Raw genomic sequence first — 25,565 nt, 5'->3', positions numbered from 1 at the left:
GGGGGAATGTTGGAAGCTTTCGTAAATTGGTTAAATAATATTGTTTGGAGTCCAGCACTTGTTTATTTATGTTTAGGAGTAGGTTTATATTTTTCTATTCGAACGAAGTTTTTACAAGTAAGACATGTAGGAGAAATGGTGAAGCTGACATTTCAAGGGGAAAAATCAGAAGCTGGTGTTTCTTCATTCCAAGCGTTAGCACTTTCGTTATCAGGACGTGTTGGAACAGGGAATATCGCTGGGGTAGCAACAGCGGTTGCATTCGGTGGACCAGGAGCTGTATTTTGGATGTGGGCAGTAGCCTTTTTAGGAGCAGGATCAGCTTATGTAGAATCAACACTCGCGCAAATATATAAGACGAAACATCAAGGGCAGTTTCGTGGTGGACCTGCTTATTACATTGAAAAAGGTTTAGGTGTGAAATGGTATGCTTTAGTATTCGTTGCAGCGACAATTCTTGCAACGGGGCTTTTACTACCAGGTGTACAAGCAAATAGTATTGCTGTAAGTTTAGAAACTGCTTTTGGTATTAATACTACCGTAACAGGGGCTATATTAGTTGTCGTATTAGCTCTTATCATTTTCGGTGGAGTAAAGCGAATTGTTAACGTAGCGCAAGTTGTCGTACCGTTTATGGCAATAGGCTATATTTTAGTAGCTTGCGTCATTGTTGCTATGAATATTGAAAAATTGCCAGAAGCATTTATGTTAATTATAAGAAGTGCATTTGCATTAGAAGCTGCTTTCGGTGGTATTATCGGTTTAGCAATCTCTTGGGGGGTAAAACGTGGTATTTATTCCAATGAAGCAGGACAAGGGACTGGACCACACGCAGCAGCTGCAGCCGAAGTATCACATCCAGCTAAGCAAGGTTTAGTACAAGCATTTTCCGTTTACATTGATACATTATTTGTTTGTTCAGCAACAGCATTTATGATGATTATTACAGGCATGTATAACGTATTTGATGCAAGCGGAAAAAACTTTATCGTTAATAAACTAAACGGCGCTCAGCCAGGACCAGGATATACACAGGCGGCGGTAGAATCTGTTTTCCCTGGATTTGGAAATGGTTTCGTTGCAATCTCGTTATTATTCTTCGCGTTTACAACAATTATGGCGTATTATTACATTGCAGAAACGAATATCGCGTACTTAAATCGTGATAAAGATCGCCCTTGGATGTCCATGGTACTAAAGTTTGTATTTTTAGGAGCTGTATTCTACGGCTGTATAAAAACAGCAGCAACGGCTTGGGCTTTAGGCGACATTGGGGTAGGAATTATGGCATGGGTAAATATCATTGCGATTTTATTGTTACAAAAACCTGCATTAGTCGCATTAAAGGATTATGAAAAACAGAAAAAAGAAGGAAAAGATCCAGTATTCGATCCAGGGCCATTAGGAATTAAAAATGCTGATTTTTGGGAGCATGAATACGGGAAAGATAAGAAAGAAGAAGTATCTTAACTTAATAGAATAGAAATGAAAAAGCAAAGGGAAAATGCCTTTGCTTTTTTTTATGGACAAAATGAGGCTGGAAGTTATTTTTTTGCCTATTTTTGAATATAAAAAGAATGTACATGCATTGTTAGGGGAAGGGGGAGTATGTTGATAGAATTTCGTAATGTAAATAAATATTATGGTAGCTTTCAAGTTTTGAAAAATATTAATATGCAAGTGAAAAAAGGCGAAGTGGTGGTAGTTGTCGGGCCTTCAGGATCAGGAAAAAGTACATTGCTTCGATGTATAAATCAATTAGAGGCAATTACAGATGGAGAATTAATTGTACAAAATACAGAGGTACACAATAAAAAAACGGACATGAATGAATTGCGGCGAAATATTGGGATGGTCTTTCAACATTTTTATTTATATCCACATAAAACGGTTCTTCAAAATATTACATTAGCACCGATTAAAGTAAATAAAGTTTCCAAAGAAGAAGCAGAGAAAACAGCAATGTTTTATTTAGAGAAAGTAGGAATCCCTGAGAAGGCTAACGTATATCCACATCAATTATCCGGAGGACAACAGCAACGGGTGGCAATTGCTAGAGGACTTGCAATGCAGCCGGAAATTATGCTATTCGATGAGCCTACGTCTGCTCTTGATCCAGAGATGATTGGAGAGGTACTTGATGTTATGAAAGCACTGGCTAAAGAAGGGATGACAATGGTCGTTGTCACGCATGAAATGGGATTTGCTAGAGAGGTAGCAGATAGGATCTTATTTATGGATGATGGCCAAATTATTGAAGATACAACACCGGCGAACTTTTTTGCAAACCCTGAACAAGAAAGAGCCCGTTTATTTTTAAGTCGGGTGCTAAATCATTAGAGGAGGAATTTCATGCTTAAAATGAAAAAGTTATTTACTTTAATCGTATTTTCATGTTTATTCGTGCTTGTTGTTGCTGGATGCGGAAGTAAGAAAGATGAGGCAAAGGAAACAAATACGAAGCAAGGCGGGGCTGTTGAGCAAATTAAGAAACGAGGGAAATTAGTAGTTGGGGTGAAGAATGATACGAATTTATTTGGATTAAAAAATCCTTCAACAGGGCAGGTAGAAGGATTCGATGTTGATGTCGCCAAGGCACTGGCGAAAAAGATTCTTGGAGATGAAAAGAAGCTAGAGCTGAAAGAAGTAACGTCTAAAACACGCATTCCAATGCTGAAAAATGGTGATATTGATGCAATTATTGCAACAATGACAATTACGGAAGAACGCAAAAAAGAAGTGGATTTTTCAGATGTATATTTTAAAGCAGGACAATCGTTACTTGTGAAAAAAGGAAGCAATATTAAGAGCGTCGATGATATAAAACAAGGCGTTAAAGTATTAGCTGTAAAAGGATCAACATCTACAAATAACATTCGTCAAAAGTCACCAGAAGCGACTGTATTAGAGTTTGAAAATTATAGTGAGGCATTTACAGCGTTAAAGGCAGGTAAAGGTGATGTGTTAACGACAGATAATGCGATCCTTTACGGAATGGCAAAACAAGATTCTAATTATGAAGTAGTAGGAAAAATTTTCACAGATGAACCGTATGGAATTGCAGTGCAAAAAGGGGCAGATGATTTAACGAAAGAGATTAATACTTTAATTAAAGACATGAAAGCAAGCGGGGAGTATGACAAATTATATGAGAAGTGGATTGGACAAAAACCAGAAAAGTAGATAGTAAAAGTGAGAGGATGAGAGTACTCATCCTCTTCTTGTAAAGAAAGAGGGGAGAATATGTGCCTGATTTTTCTATATTAACGAATAACATTGATATGTATTTAGAAGGGTTTAAATATACAGTTATGTCTAGTGTAATTGCATTGATAGGTAGTTTTATTTTAGGAGTAATTTTGGCAGTAATGCGTATTGCACCTATTCGCATTTTAAATTGGATAGGATCAGCTTTTGTGGAGTTTGTAAGAAATATTCCACTTGTATTAATTGCATTTATATTCTATTTTGCTTTACCTGTAATAGGAATTACTTTAAATGGTTTTGTAGCAGGAACAGTTACGCTTACGGTATATACGGCAGCTTTTATTGCAGAAGTAATTCGCGCTGGTATTTTATCAGTTGCGAAAGGGCAGATGGAAGCTGCTCGCTCTTCAGGGCTAACGTATGTGCAGGCGATGTATTATGTTGTCTTACCCCAAGCAGTGAAAATTGTAATTCCCCCTTTAGGAAACCAGTTTCTCAATTTAGTTAAAAACTCTTCAATACTTGGAATTATTGCTGGTGCTGATTTAATGTATCAAGGAGATTTAATTTCAACGAAGACGTTTGTTACGTTTGATGTTTATATATTTGTCGGGATGTTTTATTTAATATTAACAATTCCGCTCAGTATGCTAGTGCGTTATTTAGAAAAACGCTTAGCAAAGGAGGCGGTGTAAATGGATTTCAAGGGAGCAATTACAGGAGATCATATTCTATTTTTATTAAAAGGATTACTTATAACATTAGAGGTAGCGCTCATAGCAATTGTACTTAGTTTTATTATTGGAAGTGTAATCGGTATATTGCGCTACACGAAAATACCTGTCGTCTCACAAGTATTAGGAGTTATAGTTGAAGTGATTCGAAACTTACCACTACTGTTAATTATATTTTTCACGTATTTTGCACTTCCAGAAGCAGGCTTGAAATTAGAAATTATAACAGCTGCAATTGTTGCTTTAACAATATTTGAGGCAGCAATGATATCTGAAATTGTTAGAAGTGGTCTATTGTCTATTGAAAAAGGGCAGGTTGAAGCTGCAAGATCTTCGGGATTAACGTATGTTCAAGCGCTTTGGCATATTATTTTGCCACAAGCATTAAGGAGAATGGTTCCGCCGCTTGTCAGTCAATTTATTTCATTGCTGAAGGATACGTCGCTAGCGGTTGTTATATCACTCCCTGAGCTTATGCATAATGCTCAAATTATTAGCGGGCAAAATGTGAATTACATGATTCCGACGTTTATAGTAGTAGCTTGTATGTACTTTATCGTAAATTATAGTTTATCAATTTTATCGAGAAGATTAGAACTCCGTTGACTCTTACAATATATGTAAGGGTTTTTTCCTTGTTTCTCCTTATTTTCCTCTAAATAGAATCTAAATCTTGCAATAATTCGATTTTTATATTGTTTTATCAGAAAAGTTTTAATTTTATATAGAAAATGTAATCGCTTTCGTGTATATTTTTATTATCAGAAAATTTTAACAGGATATAGGGGTATGGTAGGGGGAGGATTTAGATGCAGCAACCAACGAATGAGAAATTACATCGTACGATGAAGAGTAGACATTTATTTATGATCGCACTTGGTGGTGTAATCGGAACTGGTTTCTTCTTAGGTTCAGGTTACACCATTAATCAGGCTGGACCAGGGGGAGCCATCCTTTCATATTTAGTAGGCGGATTTATTATGTATTTAACAATGCTTTGTCTTGGAGAGTTAACGGTAGCGATGCCGGTTTCAGGATCTTTCCAAAAGTATGCGACGAAGTTTATTGGACCAGGAACGGGCTTTATGATTGGCTGGTTATACTGGCTCGGCTGGGCAGTAACAGTGGGTCTAGAATTAACGTCAATCGGTTTAATGATGAAAAGATGGTTTCCAAATGTTGATGTTTGGGTATGGTGCCTTGTATTCGGTGTTATTTTATATGCTTCAAACGCAATTTCGGCGAAAAGTTATGCCGAATTAGAATTTTGGTTCTCTAGTATTAAAGTAATTACAATTCTTGCATTTGTTGTGCTTGGTGGTAGTGCATTATTAGGATTTATATCATATGACGGAAAAGAAGCAGCACCTCTTTTCTCTAACTTTGTAAGCGATGGTGGACTTTTCCCGAATGGACTAGCTGCCGTATTACTTACAATGATTACAGTTAACTTCTCGTTCCAAGGAACAGAGTTAATCGGAATTGCAGCGGGAGAAAGTGAAAATCCAGAAAAAACAATTCCACGTGCAATCCGTAATACAGTATGGCGCATTATGTTATTCTTCATTTTAACAATGACGATTTTAGTAGGATTAATTTCTTGGAAAGAAGCAGGCGTAATTGAAAGTCCATTCGTAGTCGTATTTGATAAAATTGGTATTCCATACGCAGCTGATATTATGAACTTCGTTATTATTACTGCGTTATTATCTGTAGCGAACTCTGGATTATATGCAGCGACGCGTATACTATGGTCACTTGCAAATGAGGGAATGGCACCAACTTCCTTCCAGAAAGTAAATAAGCGTGGTATTCCAATTACAGCGCTAGTCGTAACGATTGCGGTAGCTGGATTATCTCTATTCACAAGTTTCCTTGCAGAAGATACAGTATACATGTATTTATTATCGATAGCTGGTTTATCGGCTGTTTCAAGTTGGATCATTATTGCTCTATCGCAACTTCGCTTTAGAAGTCAGTATATAAAAGGCGGAGGAAAGTTAGAGGACTTAAAGTATAGAACACCACTATACCCAATTGTCCCAATTTTAGCCTTAATTACAAATAGCATCGTTGTTATTAGTTTAGCGTTTATTCCTGAACAAAGAATGGCGTTATACTGTGGTATTCCATTTATCATTTTCTGCTATATATATTATTATATTAGTAAGAAACGGCAGAAACCGATGAAAGTGGAGATGGAAAAAACAAATGAAACTAACAATCAAACACGATGATATAGAAGCAGATTTATCGTATGGTCAATTAGTGATTGGAAAAGAAAACGGGTATTCACCGTTACAATTACTCATTTCTTCTATCGCAGGATGTAGTGCAATTGTCTTTCGAACAATTTTAGAAAAGAAACGTATTACATATGATACGTTTACAATCGAAACTGAAATTGGTAGAAGTGAAGCTTTATCGAAGCCAGTTGAAAGTGTTCATTTGCACTATAAAATTAAAGCAGAAAACATTACAGAAGAGCAGCTGGACAAGGCGCTGCAACTTGCAGTGAAAAATTGTACGATTGTTCAATCTGTAAAAGATAGTATAAAGGTTACGGAAACAATTGAACTAATAAAATGAAACATAAAAACGTGAGAGCCGTATTCTCACGTTTTTATGTTTTTAGAAAGAGGGGAAAGTGTAGTGGGCTGTTTAGGTTGTAAATTAGCAAACGAAGAGAAAAAAATATATAAAGTATATAAAGTATATGAAGATGATTATGTAACTTGCTTTTTAGATCATGCGCCTTTCTACCCAGGACATACTTTAATTGTGCCAAAGCAACATGTTGTAGAAGTAGACGAATTAGATGATGTTGTAGCAAAATCCATTATGGATGCTTCTAAGCTGATTGCAAAAGCGATTAAGGCATTATACAAACCAGATGGAGTTACAGTTTGTCAAAATGGTGGAGTATTTAACGAGTTAACACATTACCATATGCATGTCGTACCAAGATATAAAGAGCGCCCGTTTGCTGAGTTTTATATGGTACAATCGGGAGAAAAACAGAATCATAACTTTGAAGAGACAAAGCATTTGTTAAAAGAAGCGATAGAGCAAATAATACATATTGAAAAGGTGTAAAAGAATTTTTCTTAGAGATACAGTCAGGAAAATTCTAATATTAAAAAGCCCAATTTCTCAGTTAAAATAGAGAAATTGGGCTTTTGTTTATTCTATTATTAAATTTTATCTATAAAAAGATTTTGCAGTGTCACAAAGTTACAGTGCTCATTCGTTATATAGAGTGAGAGGAGGAATTATATGAAAGTTACAAACAAAGATTATGAAAAGATGGAAGAGCTATATGAGTTGTATGAACAAAAAATTTATTATGTAGCTTATTCTATTTTAAATAATATTCAACAGGCTGAAGATACGGTTCAAGAGACGTTTATTACTCTTTATAAGAACTTGGAAAAGCTCCATAGCTTGAGCACTGAAGAGCTTAAACGCTATATTTTGAGGATCGCGAAAAACAAGGCGATTGATAGTTACCGGAAAAATAAACGACATGAAACATTTTTAGAAGAATATGAAAGAGAATCAATAGAAGCAGTAGATGAAAATATTGAAGAGTGGGAAAAACGTAAAATGTCTGAGGTTCAAATTGATACATTGCTAAAAGAGTTAAATGAATCTAACAGACAGGTGTTTAAGTATAAAGTCTTCTATAACTTAACGTATCAAGAAATTTCAAGTGTAATGGGGATTACGGAGGCTAATGTCCGCAAGCAGTTTGAACGCGCTCGAAAACGAGTCCAAAATATGATAGGAGGTATACAACATGACGAATTCAAAGAACTCCAAAGAAATATATGAACTTGCTGAAAAAATTGCTTTAGATGATTTTGATAAATCCGAAGAACAACATGAATTTTCACATACATATACGCGCAAAAAGAAACTGTTTATGGAGGAAATGAAGCTGAAGGGCGAGCGACCACAGAAAAAGAGTAAAAGACATCGTATGTTAATCGCTGCTGCCTGCTTATTGATTGGTATGCCGACAACCGTTTTTGGTGCAGTAAAAGTCTATAATATGATTGTTCAAAAACAAAATTATGAAGTAAATGTTTCCTTAACAAATAAGGATTCGAAAAAGAGTGATCAGTGGTATAAGTTGAAGGTTGGTAAATTGCCAGAAAATATGGAAGCAATTGATGACTCTGCTATGAAATATTCATTTAAAGATAACTATGCAAATGGAGGCTTTTCATTCGTTCTTTGGAGAGTAGGGGGAAATTCAGATTTTCCAACTCTGTACTCGAAAAGTTATGAAGAAAAAGAGATAAATGGTAAGAAGGCAGTAATTGTCCATAGAGAAACTGGTAACAAAGATTTAATGATGGACAGGGTAGTTTTTCTATTCTTTGAGGAAGAAGGGATCATGTTACAAAGTTATATTGGAAACGATATAAATGAAGAACAAATGGTGGATGTGTTAGGGAGTATTTCACTTGAGCCTACGTCAAAAGAAAAGGCATCACATATAACAGATTATGATAAAAAGTATTTTAGCGACGAAAGTAAGCCTAAAAAAACTAAGGTGATTCCTTTGAAAAAAGATAGTAAACGACTATTTCATATAGGACAAAAAGTTCCAGTAACGATTATCATGGATAACAGCAAAATTGAATATGTGATAGAAAAGGTTGAAGTTTTTGATTCAATCAAAGATTTTAAACAAGAAAACTTTAATGAACTGGGCTTAGGAATACTAAGTAGGAATCAGGCTTTGGATCAAGCTGGACAATTGATACCATATAGACGGGATGAATATAAAGTTGGAAATGGTAAAGATTCAATTGATCAATTAGTAGAATCAAAATTAATTCATCCTAAATTTGTCTACCTGACAACAACAGTGAAAAATATAGGTAAACAGGCGACAGAAGAAATCTATATGCATCCATCCATACAAGTGCTTAAAAGTAAGGGGAATGTATGGAATTACGCTGAAAGAGATGGAATTACAGAAAAAAATATTATGACGGGCGAAGTTGATTATTTAGAACCTCACGGAGAAGGGAAAAGCTTTTACAATATTGGCAGTATCACACCAGGACAAACGGTGAAGGTTAACTTAGGTTATTTTGTAGATGAGGATAAGCTAGATTCAATCTTCCTTGATGCTTTCCGTTACAGTGGGTTTAGTGGCAATGAGAATATGAATGAGAAAAATCGTTGGTGGTTCGATATTCGTCAACAATCAAAATAATAGAAACAAATCGACGAAAAAGCTGCTTATATTTAGCAGCTTTTTTCGTCTCCATACATATGTAAAATTTCTTTCGCACGTATACGTAAACCATCTATCAATTCTGTCGGTTCTAAAACTTTTGCATTTTTTCCGAGTCTATAAAATAAAGGGGTAATAAAATTGATTTCTCCTTTATCAATTGTTGAATTTATATATCCTGTCCCATCCTCGTTTATTATAACGAATTCCTCAAGATAAGGGACGCTTTTACATTGGCGTACGCCTTCTGTTGTCAGTAAAACATGTAACTGAGTAGGGATGTGTACTACGTTAGAGTTAGAGGCAAACCACTCTTCTAAATTCATGAATGTATCCTCATTTTCTTCCGTTGATAATATGGAAAGAATACGATCGATGCGATATAGTAATACTTTTTTCCTGCCATAGTCATAGGACGGTAAGTACCATAGCCCGTCATGAGCATATACACCGATAGGATGAACATGTTTTGTTTTTAACCCCGATTTAGATTCGTATTGAAAGTGTAAATTTTTATTTTCAATAGCCGCGGTTAACACTTCGTTTAAAAGAGGTGTATCAATTGTGCGCTTCGGATTCCAAAAAGCGATGTAAGAACGTATTTTATCAACTTTCACTTTCGCATCATGTTGTAGGGAGCTATACAGTTTATGTGTAACGGAATTGATTTCTGTGTTAAAAGGTAAGTCGCGATAGTAACTTAAAGATTGAAAAGCAAAAAAGATAGAGACTGCTTCTTCTTCCGTAAATAAAATAGGCGGAATTACTCTATTCGTTAATACTTTATAGCCGCCGTTACGACCTTGTTCTGCGTAAATGGGCAACCCCATATCACTTAAATCTAAAATGTATCTATGAACCGTACGAACGGAAATATTAAATTCATCAGCTATTTCTTGAGCTGTAAATGTTTTTTTCGCAGAAGCAAATATAAGAATATCTAATAAGCGTTTAGCTTTTGACAAATGTATCACCTTTTCTTTTTAACGTGACATAAATTGTCATGTTTTATTGTTAGTATATTGTTTACATCATATGTTATCAAGATGAGATACAAGGAGGAAAAGATATGTCACGTGAAATAGTTTTATTTATAGCGGCGAGTTTAGATGGATATATTGCGAAAGAAAATGATGATTTAGAGTGGTTAATGGAAACGGAAGGAGAGGGAGATAATGGTTATACAGAAATGTACGAAACGATTGATACAATAATTATGGGAAAGAAAACGTACGATTATGTAGTAGAGCATACGGAAACATTCCCGTACTTAGATAAAGCATGTTATGTTTTTTCTCGTTCAGAAAAAGGTTCAGACGGAAACGTGGAATTTGTAAATGAAGATGTAGTGGAGTTTACAAAAAGGTTAAAAGCACAAGAAGGGTCTAAAATATGGATGGTTGGTGGAGGAGAGCTACTGAGAGAATTCTTTAAAAATAATCTAATTGATGAATATATTGTTACGATTACACCGCATATATTAGGCTCAGGTGTCCCATTATTTAAAGAAAAGAATCCAGAAATTAATTTAACTTTAACGGATACGAAACGTTTTGGGCAATTTGTAAATTTATATTATAAAGTAAAATGATAAAGTGAAACTTTAATCAGTGGGGGTTTTGTTCATCTCCCACTGATTATTAGTTGAACCAATCGGGCTTTTACGGGCAGTTGATCCCCCACCTAACTTCTTTGCTTCCGCTGAATTTTGATGTAGGGGGTCTTACTGCCCGTTAATGCGGGATAAAGAAACACGACTACTGATGGTAGTCGTGTTTCTTTACAGATGGTAATGAAATGATAAAACAAGATCCATGATCAACTTCACTCGTGACAGTAATCGTCCCGCCGTGTAGCTCTACAATTTCTTTCACGATAGATAGTCCTAAACCAGTTCCACCTGTAGCTCGTGATCTTGCTTTATCAACTCGATAAAAGCGTTCGAAAATGTGAGGGAGGTCTTCAAGCGGAATACCTTCGCCTTCATCTTCAATTGCAATGGAAATATGTTTATGTTCTTCTGTAACAGAAATGTTTATATGAGAATGCTCTTTTGAATGTCTATAAGCGTTATTTAAAATATTCACAACAACTTGTTCGAATCGTTGTTCATCTAAGTTTACTAGCAGTGTAGGAGGACAAGAGAAAGAAACTTTAATGTACCTTTCTTTATACATGGCGTTTACTTTTTCACATATACGCGTAAGGAAGGTGTGTAAATGCACTTCCTTTACTTGAATAGAAAAGTTATGTTGTTCCATTTGTGCAAGTGAAAATAAATCTTGAACTAAGTTTGTAATGTAATCAGACTCATCTTTTATAATTGATAAATATCGCAAACGTTGTTCAGAAGGGGTGCTTTCTTTTAAAGCAATGTCAGCATAACCTCTTACGTATGTTAACGGTGTTCGTAATTCGTGAGCAACACTTGCTAGAAATTCACTTCGCTCTGTTTTCATATAATGTAGATCATTTGCGAGCGTCTGAATAGATGATGCTAGTTCACCAATTTCATCATTTCGAGTAGTTGTTAATGAAACAGATAAATCACCTTTACTCATTTTTTCAGTGGCATGTTTCATGTGTAACAATGGTTTTGTTAATAATCGAGATAATAGGAAAATTGTGATGACTGTGAGTAGAAACGTGATGGCACCAGCAATAATGAATTGTTTCGTTAATCCATTAACTAACTTTTCAATTGATTCTGTTCCAAGAAACATGTACACATAGCCTTCATGTTTTCCATCTACTACAATGGGGCTAACTGTACATATATAATTAGATGTTTTCCAATGATTTTCTATAATCGCTCCATTATGGTCTGTTCGAGTTTGCATTTTACTAATATGATCGTTTATAGTCGTGTTTATTTCGTTAGATTTAGCTAGTATTTCTTTATTTGCATTTGTAATAACGACAGTTGTTTCAGCTTCAGATTCCATTAATGCTACGTGAGAGATGGTTTGCTCATCGTAATATTTTTCAAGTACATCTCGATGACTATTTCCTCGCTTTAATAAAGCTGTCATTTCTTCATTTACTCTAGTGTTTACAAGACTATAATAGAGCAAAATAAAGAGAACACTTTCAATTAAAAGTGTAACAATTAAAAAATAAAATCCGAATTGAATTGAAATTCGTTTCATCGTTTTGCCCCTTACTGTTCAGTATTAATCCATCGATAACCTACTCCATACACGGTTTTTAAATGATGATCAATAGGGAAATTTGCTTTTCGCAATTTATCACGTAAATTACGAATATGTGAATCGACTGTGCGATCTTCTGTATTTGTGTTTAACCCCCAAATTCGTTCGATGAGCTGATCACGGTTTAATACGTAGTTCACATGGCGTAAAAATAATCCGAGTAAAGAAAATTCAATTGGTGTGAGAAGGAGTTCTTCATTATGGACAGAAACGAAGTGTTTTGTTTCATCCCATACAATACCGTGATATTGGATTTGTTTATGTTCATTTGTACGTCTTAAAACGGCTTCAATTCTTGCGAAAAGTTCTTCTTCATGGAAAGGTTTCGTTACGTAATCATCGGCTCCAATTTTTAATCCTTGAACGACATCTACTGTTTGATCACGAGCTGTAACCATAATAATAGGAATGTTACTAAAAGATCGGATTTTTTTGCACGTTTCCCATCCGTCCATCTTTGGCATCATAATATCGAGTAAAACAAATTTAAAGTTTTGATTTTCTATATGTAAAATAGCTTCTTCTCCTGAAGTCGCACATACGCAGTTATATCCAATTGGTGTAAGATAAAGCGTTAATAATTCAAGCATTCTCGGTTCATCGTCTACGAGCAGTATATCAATCATAGAGAGCCCTCCATATTTATAATCGTTACTTAAAGTGTAATGCAAAATCATGAAGAAATGGTGCAGATTATGATGTGTCTGCATAATTTCTTCAGAATTGCTTGTTATTGTGGAGTTGAAATTACATTTTAGGTAATCATATTGGCTCAAAAATGATTAATACGGAGGCGGTATAGTGAAAAAAATGACCCGAATTTTTGGGATAACAATAATTACAGCAGTTGGTCTTGCTGCATGCGGACAAACGAATACAGACCATAAAAACCATGAATCTACAAAAGAGAAGAAAACAGAGCAAAAGGAAATGAAAATGAATCAGGAGGTAACGGCGCCAAAAGAAATGAACCAAGGTGCATCTAATGATTTATTAACGACAAGTTTAAAAAATGTAACGAGATTAAACACAAACGATCCTTCGCAAATGGCAGTATTAACTTCGCAAACGATATGGCCAGCAACCCATAAGGAGAACCAGCCAGGTGCTGTTATTTTAGTACCAGCAAGCGAGTGGCAATTAGGTATTGCGAGTGCAGATTTTATTCATCATCCGAATAACGGGCCGATTTTATTTATAGAAAAAGAAAAGATACCGGAAATGACGTTAAAAGAAATAAAACGATTAAATCCAATCGGAACGAAAGATGGAACACAAATTATGGTGATGGGAGATGTAGGTACTAGCGCGCTTGAACAATTAAAAGGTTATAAAGTAAAACAAATAAAAGAAACGGACCCAGCTATATTTGCGAAGGATGTTGATAAGGAGTATGCCGATATAACAGGAAGCTACCCAAATAGTGTTATTATCGGTTCGTCTGCAGAAGAAGGACGTTTATATACAACCCCCGCTGTAAATTGGATTTCTCATATGCCGGAACCACTACTCTATACAGAAAAGAATAAAGTGCCAGAAGCGACAATAGAGGCACTAAAAATGAGAAAAGATAAAGCAAATATATATGTATTAGGGCCAGAAAAAATTGTTTCAAAAGAAGTAGAAAAAGAGCTAAGCAAATACGGGAAAGTAACGCGTATTAGTGGAGAGACCCCTACAGAAAACTCGATTGCGTTCGCTAAATTTAAAGATGAAAAAACAAAATTTGGCTGGGGATTCACAAAACCTGGTCACGGTTTATCATTTGTTTCAAGTAAAACACCAGATTTAGCAGTTGCTGGGGCACCTTTTTCACATATGGGTAAACATGCACCTGTTGTATTATTAGAAGAAGGTAAAGCTTCACAAACAGTGTATGACTTCCTTGCAAGCATTCAGCCGAAGTTTAAAGATGATCCAACACTTGGACCATATAATCACGGTTTCTTATTAGGAAATACGAGTGATATTTCATTTGAAACACAAGGAATACTAGATGAGAGGTTAGAAATTGTTCAGGAAAGTGGTCAAGGACACGGTGGACATTAATGAAATGAGAAAAGATGCTACTAAGGTAGTGTCTTTTTCTTTAGGAAACTTTTACATAGCAAAAAATCTTCTACTCGTTATATAATAGCTTTCGTGCAGTCGGCTAGATTTTCTTATGGAGAAAACCAAATTATAAAGGAGTAGAGGAGTGATACTTTGTTTCAAACGATAAAAAATGACTGGTTTTCTAATGTGAAAGGGGACGTGTTATCAGGAATTGTCGTTGCTTTAGCGTTAATCCCTGAAGCGATAGCCTTCTCTGTTATTGCAGGCGTGGATCCGACAGTTGGACTATACGCAGCCTTTTGTATTGCAGTTACCATTTCATTTGTTGGCGGAAGAACTGGAATGATTTCAGCTGCAACAGGTGCAATGGCATTATTAATGGTAACGCTTGTTAAAGATCATGGTTTGCAATATTTATTTGCTACAACAATATTAACAGGTATTGTCCAGATTGTTTTTGGCGTGTTCAAACTGAGCTCATTTATGAAGTTTGTTCCGAAATCTGTTATGAGTGGTTTTTTAAATTCACTTGGAATTTTAGTTTTTACAGCGCAATTGCCACATTTTAAAAATGCAACTTGGCAAATGTATGCACTCGTTGTATTAGGACTTGCAATTATATATTTATTTCCACGTATTACAACGGTTGTACCTTCTACGCTTATTTCAATTATTATTGTGACGAGTATTGCACTTATGAGCGGATTACAGTTGAAAACAGTAGGAGATATGGGAAGCCTGCCGAAAGAATTACCGTTCTTTAGTATTCCTGACGTGCCTTTTACACTTGAGACATTAGGGATTATTTTACCTTATGCAGTTATGCTTGCAATTATCGGTTTACTAGAATCATTATTAACAGCTTCAGTTTTAGATGATATGACGCATACGGAAAGTAATAAGCATAAAGAGGCACGCGGACAAGGGATCGCAAACATTGTTGCTGGTTTCTTCGGAGGAATGGCAGGTTGTGCAATGATCGGTCAATCTGTTATTAATATTAAATCAGGTGGACGAGGTCGCCTATCAACATTTGTAGCGGGCGGATTTTTAATCGTATTACTATTCGTTTTAGGAGATTATGTCGTTCATATTCCGATGGCAGCTTTAGTTGCGGTTATGATTATGGTTTCAATCGGAACGTTTGATTGGAATTCTGTAGCAACGATTCATAAAGTGCCAAAAGGGAACGCATTCGTCATGATCGTAACAGTCGTGGTCGTTCTTATCACTCATAATTTGGGATTAGGTGTAATTATCGGAACAGTAATTAGTGCGGTTTTATTTGCATTCAATATGGCAAAGATTCACGTGAAACATTTATATATTGAAAATAAGAAAATATACGAAATTCACGGTCAACTCTTCTTTGCATCTACAGCAGATTTTATAAATGCTTTTTCATTGGATGAAGGTATAAAAGAAATCGAAATGAACTTTACTCATGCGCACGTATGGGATGATTCGGCAGTGGCATCAATTGATAAAGTTATTATGAAATATGAACAAAGTGGCGTGAAAGTAAGTATAACAGGATTAAATGAACGTAGCTCAAAACTTGTTGCAAATTTAGCTACTTATAATAAAAGAATTGCTAGTTAAAAGCCTCCTTTTTAGGGGGCTTTATTATATAATACGAGTAGGATAACGAAAAGGGGATTCAGCATATGTACAAACAAATTATATTAGCATGTGACGGTTCTGAACATGCACTTCGAGCAGCGGAACATGCAACATATATTGCAAAATGTAGCGAAGAAACAAATGTTGAAGTTGTGTACGTAGTAGATAATAGAACGGCAAAATCAGATATTATACAAGGTCAAACAGATTTAGAAACAATATCAGCTAGTCGAAAAGATAAATTAAAAGAGATTGAAGGTTTATTAAAGAAAGAGAACATTTCTTATACAATTACGATATTACATGGTGATCCTGGAGATACAATTGTTCAATATGTGAATACAGGAGATATAGATCTTGTCATTGCTGGAAGTAGAGGGCTCAATACACTGCAAGAAATGGTGCTGGGAAGTGTAAGTCATAAAATAGCAAAGCGTGTGAAATGTCCAGTGATGATTGTAAAATGAAATAGAATGTAACGAAGATCTTAGTATAACTGAGGTCTTTTTTTATGTATAAATGACTCTTATCTGTGGAAATACTAGATATATAAGTTGAAAAGATGTTAACTTACAAATTTGTAAGTTAGTTGTTAGAGAAATCGATGTTATGAAATTTTTCCCATTGGTAAAATAAAAGTATCAAAGGGGAGATAGGGAGGATGGAAGCAATGAAATCATTTCAAAATTTGTCATATAGCCAAGGTGTCAGTCTTATTTGTTTAGGGGGATTTGCTGCATCTGTTACGTTAGCCGTTTTAATAAAGGTGTTTCATCAAATCTTTTAATCTTATAGTAGGGAAGGAATGGGTTGTTATCATTAGTAGGAACAGCAATGAAAATAAAAAATAGCTCTTAGCATGTATGTAAATGCTAAGAGCTATTTTTATGCTTGTTATATATTATTTAAGCTTGTTTTGATTTTACTGACCCTGTATTTAAAGTAAGAGCAAGGAAGAACATTGCAAGTACGCAAGATGCAAGTAATAAGATGAATCCGCCATCCCATCCGAATGCATCTACGATAAAGCCCATAGCTGCACTAGCGAAAGCTGCTCCGCCTAAGTAACCGAAGAATCCAGTTAAGCCTGCTGCAGTTCCAGCAGCTTTCTTTGGTGCTAAATCTAGAGCGTGTAGACCAATTAACATAACCGGTCCGTAAATTAAAAATCCAATTGCGACAAGTGCGATACTATCAACCATTGGATTACCAGGAGGGTTTAACCAGTAAACAAGAACTGCGATAAATACACCAACCATAAATAGAATACCAGCAGGTGCACGACGTCCTTTAAATAGTTTATCACTCATCCATCCGCAAAGAAGTGTACCTGGAATACCAGCCCATTCATATAGAGCGTAAGCAGTACGTGAGCTACTATGAGTAAAGCTTTTTTCTTCTACTAAATAAGTAGGAGCCCAGTCTACAACGCCGTAACGTACGAAATATACGAAAACGTTCGCAATAGCGATGTACCATAAAAACTTATTGTTTAATACGTATTTAAATAAAATTTCCTTTACTGAAAGTTCGCGTTCGCGATCTTTTACTTTTTCATCTGGTGGATATTCCCCAGTATGTTCTTCAATAGAAGGTAGTCCACAAGATTGAGGTGTATCTTTCATCGTAATTAATACATAAATACCAACTAAAATTGAAAGAATACCTGGGAAGTAAAAAATACTTTTCCAGTCATCTGCGAAGAAGTATAAGCCTAATGTTACAAGGGAAGGCATAAGCGCTCCGCCAACATTATGAGCGACGTTCCAAATAGACATTTTTGTACCACGTTCGCTAATAGAGAACCAGTGAACCATCGTACGACCACAAGGAGGCCATCCCATACCTTGTACCCATCCATTTAAAAACTGAAGTACAAACATAAGTATAATGCTCGTTGTAATGAAAGAAAATGAGCCGAAAATAATATTAATGATACCTGATAAAAATAGCCCAGCTGCTAAAAAGTAGCGAGGATTACAACGATCGGATACGATACCCATAAGAAATTTACTTAATCCGTAAGCAATAGAAACTGCTGAAAGGATAACCCCAAGTTCCCCTTTACTAAAGCCTTGCTCGATTAAGTATGGCATTGCTAGTGAAAAGTTTTTTCGAACAAAGTAGTAGCCTGCATAACCGATGAAGATACCTAAGAATACTTGTAAACGTAATTTACGGTATTCGCTATCAACGCGATCAGCTGGTAAGCGTTCCGCGTGGGGCGCAGGTTTAAATAATTGTGTAAAAAACATAAAATGAAAATCCTCCCCTAATTAATTCGAAGCGTTTTAAGACAGAGAATATAAAAAGGCCATGAAATATAAAAAAGTTTCCTTTTTTATGATTCATAGCCGTGTACTCCGTTTCTCCGTGACTGTCAATATTAACTTCGTCGAAAATTATACAACTTTGTGACAAAAATGTAAACGTTTTTATGAATAAAAGTATTGACGGATTTTGTTCGCGGGATTAATATTTAAATACGTTAAATATTTTATTGTTTAAATAAGAGGTGGATAACATGCCAAATGATATGACGCATATCGATAAAATTCAAGCTCTTGCCTTTTCGATTGGAAAGAAAATGCAGACGGAGTTATTAGAACAAATGCAAGCAACAGGACTTACACCACCGCAGTTTTATATTTTAAAGATTTTAGATCATTATGGGGCTTCAAGAGCGACAACATTAGCAAAAAAGATGTATGTGAAGCCTAGCGCAATTACAGTGATGATTGATCGTCTAATCGATCAAGAACTTGTAGAACGCTATCACGACAAAGATGACCGTCGTGTTGTCATCATCGAGTTAACGAAAAAGGGGAAAGCTAGAGTAGAAGAGGCAATGACAGCTCGCAACGAGCATATTGCAAAATACTTTTCACATTTAGAGTTGCAAGAAAGAGAAGATTTATTACGTCTCTTTGAGAAGTTAGAAACCATTATTTGCGGGACACAAGAGAAAAAAGAGAATAACTAAGAGGAATTGAGGAGATTACATGGAGCAACAAGAAAATCAAAATAGAAAGTTGTTGTTAATCGGTTTAGTAATCGCGATGCTATTTGCTGCATTAGATGGAACAATTGTTGGTACAGCAATGCCACGTATCGTCGGTGACCTAGGCGGATTAAGTTTAATGACATGGTTAACGACAGCTTATATGTTAACATCAACGACAGTTGTACCAATTGCAGGTAAATTAGCGGATTTACTTGGTCGTCGTAACGTATATATAACAGGGCTAGTTATTTTCATGATTGGTTCGGCGTTATGTGGTATGGCGAATGGTATGACAGAATTAATTATTTTCCGTGGTATTCAAGGTCTTGGTGGCGGTATTATGATGCCAATGGCTATGATTATTATTGGAGATATGTTCACGGGAAAAGAACGTGCGAAATGGCAAGGTATTTTTGGTGCGTTATACGGTCTTGCTTCTGTAATTGGACCGCAAGTTGGTGGTTGGATTGTAGATGCAGTGAACTGGAGATGGGTATTCTACATTAACTTACCGGTTGGTATTTTAGCAACAATCTTTATTGCAATGGGATTAAAATCACATAAACAAACAGGACCAATTAAAATTGATATCGCTGGAATCTTTACGATGATTCTAGGTGTTGTAAGTTTATTACTTGCGCTAACGTTTGGCGGAAAAGATTATGCATGGGATTCTTGGCAAATTATCGGTTTATTCGCACTAGCTGTAATTGGTATCGTTAGCTTTGTTATTGTTGAAACGAAAGCTGAAGAGCCGATTTTACCAATGCATTTCTTTAAAAATCGCACATTTACAATACTGAATGCGATTGGATTCTTTATGAGTATTGGAATGTTCGGCGCGATTATGTTCGTACCATTCTTCATGCAAGGTATTGTAGGAGTAAGTGCTGCTGAATCAGGAACAATTATGACTCCAATGATGATTACAATGATTGTAATGAGTATTATCGGTGGGCAACTTGTATTAAAAGTTGGTGTAAAACCACAAATTATCGCAGGTATGCTTATTATGGCCGGTGGTTTTTGGTTATTAACAACGATGGATATGCACACAACGAAGCTTACAGCTACTTCTTATATGATGGTTATCGGTTTAGGAATGGGTCTTGTAATGCCGACATTAACATTAGCGTTACAAGAAAGCTTCCCGAAAAAAGACCTTGGTGTCGTAACGTCATCAAGTCAGTTCTTCCGTCAAATTGGTGGAACATTTGGTATTACAATTTTAGGATCAATTATGAATAACACTTCAGGTACAACGTTAACAAATAAATTAGTACCTGTATTAGATACATTCCCGAAAGAAGCGGGACAAATGGTAACGAAATTTAAAGATATGATTCACACAGATCCACAAGGTTTATATTCGATGCTATTTAGCCCAGAGGCATTAAAACAAATGCCAGAAGCGTTTGCTAACAGCATTGTACCTATTTTGAAAAACTCTTTAGTAGACTCGCTTCATACTGTATTCTTAACAGGATTAGTATTTATCGTAGTAGGTGCCATCTTTACGATTTTCTTACAAAAAATTAAACTATCAGATCGTAAAAAAGATGCTGAAGAGCCTGCTGTTGAAGAAAAAGAAAAAACTGTATCATACTCGTAATGAAGAAGCATCGCCTTATGGCGGTGCTTTTTTGAGTATAACCTTAAAAGCTTTTTAGTGAGAAATGATTGACGTATTTTTAGAAATACGTTATATTATTTTCTGTAAACGGTTACATGAAATGAGGAGAAAAGAGAATGAGTACGATTAAAGACGTTGCGAAATTAGCGGGAGTATCTGTTGCGACCGTTTCCAGAGTTCTAAATAAAAATGGATATGTTCATGAAGATACATTAAAAAAGGTAGAGCGTGCAATAGAGATGTTAGATTATAAGCCTAGTACAGTAGCGCGTTCACTGTATAATAAAAAGTCTCGTTTAATTGGCTTAGTTGTTCCGAATATCGTGAATCCGTTCTTTCCAGAAGTTGCACGTGCCGTAGAAGATGTAGCACATAAACAAGGTTACACAGTTGTTCTTTGTAACTCTGATGAAAGTTTAGAAAAAGAGAAACAATACATTGATGTACTTAGACAAAATAATGTAGATGGATTTATTGTAGCAACGAATCCACAAAATAGTGTTAATTACATGAATTTATCTGTTCCGGTTGTTGCGATTGACCGTATGTTTAATGAGCGTATTCCTACTGTATATGCAGATAACTATGCAGGAAGTCAGGCTGCGACAAAGTTGTTACTAGATAAAGGATGTAAACATATTGCACATATTCGCGGACCACGTGATGTGAGTACTGCAAATGAACGTTTTGAAGGTTTTGTAGACGTTATTACGCAAAATAATCTTTCGTATATGATTGCGGAGAGTACGTTTGAGCCAGCAAATAGTGAGCGTGTAGCGATGGAATTATTAGAAGAATACCCGCATATTGATGGTATTGTTGCTGGGAATGATTTAATTGCGATTGGTATTGTAAAGGCTGCACTTCAAAAGGGGATTGCCATTCCAGATAATTTACAAATTATCGGATTTGATGGCATTTCTTTAACGGAAATGATGTATCCATCTATTACAACAGTTGCACAACCGATATATGAAATGGGGAAAATTGCAACAGAGTTGTTGTTAGAGCAAATGGAAGGGAATACATTAGAAGAGAAACACTATCGTTTGCCAATTGAAATTATAGAACGAAATACAACGAAGTAAGGAGATGAAACAGATGCCAAATATTGCAGTAGTAGGAAGCATTTCAATGGACTTAGTGGCTGTTTCAAAAAAACGGCCGAAAGCAGGAGAAACAGTAATTGGTGAAGCGTTTCATACAATCCCAGGAGGGAAAGGGGCAAACCAAGCAGTTGCTGCAGCTAGGTTAGGAGCAAATGTAGCAATGGTTGGAGCGGTAGGAAATGATGATTATGGAACAGTAGTTAGAAAAAATTTAGAGAACGAACGCATTTTTATCGATTATGTGGTACCGGTTACAGATAGAACGACAGGAATTGCTCATATCGTTTTAGCAGAAGAAGATAACAGTATTGTTGTCGTACAAGGGGCAAATGCTCTTGTAAATAAGTCAGTTGTAGATCGCTCCAAAGACCTTCTTGTAAAAGCGGATATGGTTGTTCTTCAACTAGAAATTCCACTTGAAACAGTAAAATATGTATTGGCTATTTGTGAGGAACATAATATTCCTGTTATGTTGAATCCAGCGCCAGCACAAGTTTTATCAGAAGAAATTTTAGAAAAAGCAACTTATATTACGCCAAATGAACATGAGTGCCGCATCGTATTAGATGATTTTACATCACCAATTGAAGATTTATTGGCGAAGTATCCAAATAAATTATTGATGACAGAAGGTTCTAACGGTGTTCGTTTCCATAATGGAACAGAGATTGTACATGTTCCTAGCATTGCTGTTGATGTAGTGGATACAACTGGAGCTGGTGATACATTTAATGGTGCGTTAGCAGTTGCACTTTCTGAAGGAGAGACACTTCAAAAAGCAATTCGTTTCGCGAATATTGCCGGTGGTCTTTCTGTAACGAAACTTGGGGCACAGGGCGGTATGCCAACGAGAGATCGAGTACGTGAAGTGCAGGTGATTGTTGGATGAAAAAGCATGGTGTATTAAACAGTGAAATCGCGGCAGTCCTTGCTTCACTTGGGCATACAGATACGGTTGTAATTGCTGATTGCGGTTTACCAATTCCTGACGGAGTAAAACGAATTGATTTAGCTGTTGAGATTGGAAAACCGAGTTTTTTAGAGGTGTTACAAGTTGTAGCTGATGATATGGCAATCGAAAAAGTGACGTTAGCAGAAGAAGTCATTATAAATAATGCGGAAGTAAATAAAGAGATCGAACAGAAATTAATAGAGCCAGCATTTGAGTATGTATCTCATGAACAATTTAAAGAGCATACAAAGAAAGCGAAGGCAATTATTCGTACAGGCGAGGCTACGCCTTATGCAAATGTAATTTTACATGCAGGCGTGATTTTTTAATAAAGGGAAGTGATGGGAATGCATATTGAAATGAAAAACATTTCAAAGGCGTTCAATGGCAATCCTGTTTTGAAGAATGCACAGTTTATGATTGAAACAGGAGAAGTCCATGCATTGATGGGGGAAAATGGAGCGGGTAAATCAACGCTCATGAAGATTTTAACAGGTGTATACAAAAAAGATGGTGGGACAATCAAGATTGATGGGCAAGAGCGCACCTTTAAAAATGCGAAAGAAGCTGAAGAGTACGGCATCGCATTTATACATCAAGAACTAAACATATTGCCGAATTTAACAGTAGCTGAAAATATGTTTCTCGGTAAAGAGTTAATGTATGGGAAAACAGGTATTTTACGCACTCGACAAATGAACGCGATTGCGCAGCAGCAACTAGCAGAGCTAGGGCTGCATGTAAGAGGCGCTATGTTAGCAGAGGAATTATCGGTTGGACAACAGCAAATTATCGAAATTGCGAAAGCATTAATGACAAACGCGAGCGTTATTATTATGGATGAACCTACTGCGGCACTGACGGATCGTGAAATCGAAACGCTCTTTACAGTAATCAATAAGTTACGTAAAGAAGGTGTTTCATTCGTGTACATTTCGCATCGTATGGAAGAGATTTTCTCAATATGTGATGCTATTACGATTTTGCGTGATGGAGAATACGTGGGAAAGAGATTAATTCCAGAAACATCATTTGATGAAGTAGTGAGTATGATGGTGGGGCGCAGCATTGGTGAACGTTACCCAGAGCGAAATAGTCAAATTGGTGATGTCATTTTTGAAATGCGTAATGGAACGAAGAAAGGGAAATTTGAAAATGTTTCGTTTCAAGTGAGGAAAGGTGAAATCCTTGGTGTAGCTGGTTTGATGGGGGCTGGTCGCACTGATATTATGAAAGCGATATTTGGTTATGAACCTTTAGACTCTGGACAAATTTTTATAAATGGACAAGAAGTAAAGATTGATAGTCCAATAGATGCAATTAGACAAAGAATTGCTTTCATTACAGAAGATAGAAAGTCTGAAGGATTAGTGTTAGATTTTTCAATTCGAGAAAATTTAGCTTTACCGAATTTAGAAAATCTTTCAAAGGGAAGTGTTCTAAGCAATGAGCTAGAACAACAGTTTACAGAGGATATGATGAAGCTTCTTAATGTGAAAGCATCTAGCGGGGAGCAGGCAGTGAAATCTCTTTCTGGTGGAAATCAGCAAAAGATTGTAATCGCAAAATGGCTAGGCATTCATCCGCAATTACTCATTTTAGATGAGCCAACAAGAGGTGTTGATGTTGGAGCGAAAAAAGAAATTTACTCTATTATGAATAAGCTTACAGAGCAAGGCGATGCCGTTATTATGGTATCATCTGAGCTTCCGGAAGTTTTAGGGATGAGTGATCGAGTTCTTGTTATTCATGAAGGAAAAGTCGGCGGAATTTTAGGGAAAGATGAGGCATCACAAGAGTCTATTATGGCACTAGCTACAGGGGGAGAGTAAGGATGGCTAAGAAGGGGAATGTATTACAACAACTCGGTTCTTTAATCGGTTTAGTATTAATTATCGTCGTAATTACAGCTTTAAATCCAGCGTTCATTGAAATTCCAAATTTATTTAATATACTGCGTCAAGTATCGATTAATGCGCTTATTGCATTTGGAATGACCTTCGTAATTTTAACAGGGGGTATTGACTTATCGGTAGGTTCTATTTTAGCATTATCAAGTGCACTTGTTGCTGGAATGATGGCAAGTGGCATGGATCCGTTCCTTGCAATGGCAGTTGGACTATTAGCAGGTCTTGTAATGGGAATTGTAAACGGTATCATCATTGCGAAAGGAAAAGTAGCTCCATTTATTGCAACTTTAGCAACAATGACTATTTTTCGTGGGTTGACGCTTGTTTATATGGACGGACGTCCGATCACTGGTCTTGGTGATCATTTAATGTTCCAAATGTTTGGCCGCGGTTATTTTCTTGGTATTCCGGTACCAGCTGTTACAATGATGATCGCTTTCGCAGTACTGTACTTCATTTTGAAGAAAACGACATTTGGTCGCCGTACATTTGCAATTGGTGGAAATGAAGAAGCAGCAGCACTATCAGGTATTAATGTTACGAGAATTAAAGTAATGATTTACGGTCTTTCCGGAATTTTGGCAGCGCTTGCAGGTATTGTCTTAACATCACGATTAGATTCTGCACAGCCGACTGCAGGTACTTCTTATGAATTAGATGCAATTGCAGCAGTTGTATTAGGTGGAACAAGTCTTTCTGGGGGAAGAGGATGGATTGTTGGTACATTCATCGGTGTACTTATTATCGGTGTACTAAATAACGGTTTAAATTTATTAGGTGTATCTTCTTTCTTCCAACAAGTTGTAAAAGGACTTGTAATCTTATTAGCTGTATTAATTGATCGTAGAAAAGAAGCGTAATGGAGGGACAGT

The 25,565-nt window shown here is 36.1% G+C and carries 26 protein-coding genes; 22 read left to right on the top strand and 4 right to left on the bottom strand.

All coding sequences use genetic code 11. The features are described from left to right. The first annotated feature begins 9 nt into the window (after nucleotides 1–9). The 10 genes from DN401_RS22550 to DN401_RS22500 all read left to right on the top strand — a co-directional run bounded on the left by DN401_RS22550 (nucleotide 10) and on the right by DN401_RS22500 (nucleotide 9,174). Complete coding sequence (locus DN401_RS22550; protein ID WP_000387163.1) at nucleotides 10–1,470, top strand: alanine/glycine:cation symporter family protein; 1,461 nt, start codon at nucleotides 10–12, stop codon at nucleotides 1,468–1,470. Between the two features lie 138 nt (nucleotides 1,471–1,608). Next, complete coding sequence (locus tag DN401_RS22540; protein WP_050551988.1) at nucleotides 1,609–2,340, top strand: amino acid ABC transporter ATP-binding protein; 732 nt, start codon at nucleotides 1,609–1,611, stop codon at nucleotides 2,338–2,340. A gap of 12 nt (nucleotides 2,341–2,352) precedes the next feature. Then, complete coding sequence (gene glnH, locus DN401_RS22535; RefSeq protein WP_000916491.1) at nucleotides 2,353–3,183, top strand: glutamine ABC transporter substrate-binding protein GlnH; 831 nt, start codon at nucleotides 2,353–2,355, stop codon at nucleotides 3,181–3,183. 62 nt (nucleotides 3,184–3,245) lie between these two features. Continuing rightward, nucleotides 3,246–3,902, top strand: a complete 657-nt coding sequence (locus tag DN401_RS22530) for an amino acid ABC transporter permease (RefSeq protein WP_001112667.1) — start codon at nucleotides 3,246–3,248, stop codon at nucleotides 3,900–3,902. Beyond that, entirely contained in the window at nucleotides 3,903–4,547 is a 645-nt protein-coding gene (locus DN401_RS22525; RefSeq protein WP_000345960.1) for an amino acid ABC transporter permease, read from the top strand. Between the two features lie 203 nt (nucleotides 4,548–4,750). Beyond that, nucleotides 4,751–6,178 (top strand): amino acid permease, encoded by a 1,428-nt coding sequence (locus DN401_RS22520; RefSeq protein ID WP_001187097.1) that lies wholly within the window; start codon nucleotides 4,751–4,753, stop codon nucleotides 6,176–6,178. Then, nucleotides 6,153–6,530: an OsmC family protein gene (locus DN401_RS22515; protein ID WP_000778843.1), complete on the top strand. Its 378-nt coding sequence runs from the start codon at nucleotides 6,153–6,155 to the stop codon at nucleotides 6,528–6,530. Before DN401_RS22520 ends, DN401_RS22515 begins: the two co-directional genes overlap by 26 nt. A gap of 63 nt (nucleotides 6,531–6,593) precedes the next feature. After that, on the top strand, nucleotides 6,594–7,037 hold the full coding sequence (locus DN401_RS22510; RefSeq protein ID WP_000501833.1) for an HIT family protein: 444 nt from the start codon (nucleotides 6,594–6,596) through the stop codon (nucleotides 7,035–7,037). Nucleotides 7,038–7,217: 180 nt separating this feature from the next. Beyond that, the gene (locus tag DN401_RS22505; protein ID WP_000869258.1) at nucleotides 7,218–7,775 is read left to right on the top strand and encodes an RNA polymerase sigma factor; all 558 of its coding nucleotides are present in this window, start codon (nucleotides 7,218–7,220) and stop codon (nucleotides 7,773–7,775) included. Continuing rightward, nucleotides 7,741–9,174 carry an ECF-type sigma factor negative effector gene (locus tag DN401_RS22500; RefSeq protein ID WP_000185128.1) on the top strand — a complete coding sequence of 478 codons (1,434 nt, stop codon included), beginning with the start codon at nucleotides 7,741–7,743 and terminating at the stop codon, nucleotides 9,172–9,174. The genes DN401_RS22505 and DN401_RS22500 overlap by 35 nt, the downstream gene beginning before the upstream one ends. A 32-nt stretch (nucleotides 9,175–9,206) precedes the next feature. Here the strand turns inward: DN401_RS22500 and DN401_RS22495 are convergent, their stop codons facing one another. Then, entirely contained in the window at nucleotides 9,207–10,160 is a 954-nt protein-coding gene (locus DN401_RS22495) for a helix-turn-helix transcriptional regulator (protein ID WP_000030256.1), read from the bottom strand. Nucleotides 10,161–10,264: 104 nt separating this feature from the next. Between DN401_RS22495 and DN401_RS22490 the strand changes: the two genes are divergently transcribed. Further along, entirely contained in the window at nucleotides 10,265–10,786 is a 522-nt protein-coding gene (locus tag DN401_RS22490) for a dihydrofolate reductase family protein (protein WP_000085779.1), read from the top strand. Nucleotides 10,787–10,952: 166 nt separating this feature from the next. On the opposite strand, the gene DN401_RS22485 is transcribed toward DN401_RS22490, so the two are convergent. Then, complete coding sequence (locus DN401_RS22485; protein WP_000822528.1) at nucleotides 10,953–12,344, bottom strand: sensor histidine kinase; 1,392 nt, start codon at nucleotides 12,342–12,344, stop codon at nucleotides 10,953–10,955. Between the two features lie 11 nt (nucleotides 12,345–12,355). Continuing rightward, nucleotides 12,356–13,033 carry a response regulator transcription factor gene (locus DN401_RS22480; RefSeq protein ID WP_000565469.1) on the bottom strand — a complete coding sequence of 226 codons (678 nt, stop codon included), beginning with the start codon at nucleotides 13,031–13,033 and terminating at the stop codon, nucleotides 12,356–12,358. 175 nt (nucleotides 13,034–13,208) lie between these two features. Here DN401_RS22480 and DN401_RS22475 point away from each other — a divergent pair, with 175 nt between their 5' ends. From DN401_RS22475 to DN401_RS22460, 4 genes are all read left to right on the top strand, one after another. After that, entirely contained in the window at nucleotides 13,209–14,456 is a 1,248-nt protein-coding gene (locus tag DN401_RS22475; protein WP_000738878.1) for a hypothetical protein, read from the top strand. A gap of 156 nt (nucleotides 14,457–14,612) precedes the next feature. Beyond that, a complete protein-coding gene (locus DN401_RS22470) occupies nucleotides 14,613–16,064 on the top strand; it encodes a SulP family inorganic anion transporter (RefSeq protein ID WP_098213000.1) in 1,452 nt (483 codons plus the stop codon). Nucleotides 16,065–16,129: 65 nt separating this feature from the next. Continuing rightward, complete coding sequence (locus DN401_RS22465) at nucleotides 16,130–16,552, top strand: universal stress protein (protein WP_000277999.1); 423 nt, start codon at nucleotides 16,130–16,132, stop codon at nucleotides 16,550–16,552. A 203-nt stretch (nucleotides 16,553–16,755) separates the two neighbouring features. Continuing rightward, nucleotides 16,756–16,872, top strand: coding sequence for a DUF4027 family protein (locus DN401_RS22460; RefSeq protein WP_000834733.1), 117 nt, complete (start codon nucleotides 16,756–16,758; stop codon nucleotides 16,870–16,872). Nucleotides 16,873–16,990: 118 nt separating this feature from the next. Here the strand turns inward: DN401_RS22460 and glpT are convergent, their stop codons facing one another. After that, a complete protein-coding gene (glpT, locus tag DN401_RS22455; RefSeq protein ID WP_000466385.1) occupies nucleotides 16,991–18,340 on the bottom strand; it encodes a glycerol-3-phosphate transporter in 1,350 nt (449 codons plus the stop codon). A 269-nt stretch (nucleotides 18,341–18,609) separates the two neighbouring features. On the opposite strand from glpT, the gene DN401_RS22450 reads away from it, so the two are divergent. The 7 genes from DN401_RS22450 (at nucleotide 18,610) to DN401_RS22420 (ending at nucleotide 25,553) form a co-directional block, all read left to right on the top strand. Further along, nucleotides 18,610–19,068, top strand: a complete 459-nt coding sequence (locus DN401_RS22450) for a MarR family winged helix-turn-helix transcriptional regulator (protein ID WP_001132365.1) — start codon at nucleotides 18,610–18,612, stop codon at nucleotides 19,066–19,068. A gap of 19 nt (nucleotides 19,069–19,087) precedes the next feature. Further along, the gene (locus tag DN401_RS22445; RefSeq protein ID WP_000437647.1) at nucleotides 19,088–20,701 is read left to right on the top strand and encodes an MDR family MFS transporter; all 1,614 of its coding nucleotides are present in this window, start codon (nucleotides 19,088–19,090) and stop codon (nucleotides 20,699–20,701) included. A 137-nt stretch (nucleotides 20,702–20,838) separates the two neighbouring features. Then, entirely contained in the window at nucleotides 20,839–21,810 is a 972-nt protein-coding gene (rbsR, locus tag DN401_RS22440) for a ribose operon transcriptional repressor RbsR (protein WP_000104052.1), read from the top strand. A 13-nt stretch (nucleotides 21,811–21,823) separates the two neighbouring features. Further along, nucleotides 21,824–22,720: a ribokinase gene (gene rbsK, locus DN401_RS22435; RefSeq protein WP_001132865.1), complete on the top strand. Its 897-nt coding sequence runs from the start codon at nucleotides 21,824–21,826 to the stop codon at nucleotides 22,718–22,720. Beyond that, complete coding sequence (gene rbsD, locus DN401_RS22430; protein WP_000716151.1) at nucleotides 22,717–23,112, top strand: D-ribose pyranase; 396 nt, start codon at nucleotides 22,717–22,719, stop codon at nucleotides 23,110–23,112. The genes rbsK and rbsD overlap by 4 nt, the downstream gene beginning before the upstream one ends. Nucleotides 23,113–23,130: 18 nt before the next feature. Further along, complete coding sequence (rbsA, locus tag DN401_RS22425) at nucleotides 23,131–24,615, top strand: ribose ABC transporter ATP-binding protein RbsA (RefSeq protein ID WP_000546778.1); 1,485 nt, start codon at nucleotides 23,131–23,133, stop codon at nucleotides 24,613–24,615. Between the two features lie 2 nt (nucleotides 24,616–24,617). Beyond that, on the top strand, nucleotides 24,618–25,553 hold the full coding sequence (locus tag DN401_RS22420; protein ID WP_001074641.1) for an ABC transporter permease subunit: 936 nt from the start codon (nucleotides 24,618–24,620) through the stop codon (nucleotides 25,551–25,553). The last annotated feature ends 12 nt before the right edge of the window (nucleotides 25,554–25,565 follow it).

This window comes from Bacillus sp. BF2-3 (genome assembly GCF_008368795.1).
Lineage (GTDB): Bacteria > Bacillota > Bacilli > Bacillales > Bacillaceae_G > Bacillus_A > Bacillus_A cereus.
The sequence above is the reverse complement of the archived record's forward strand: the minus strand, read 5'-3'. Positions and strand labels throughout refer to the sequence as shown.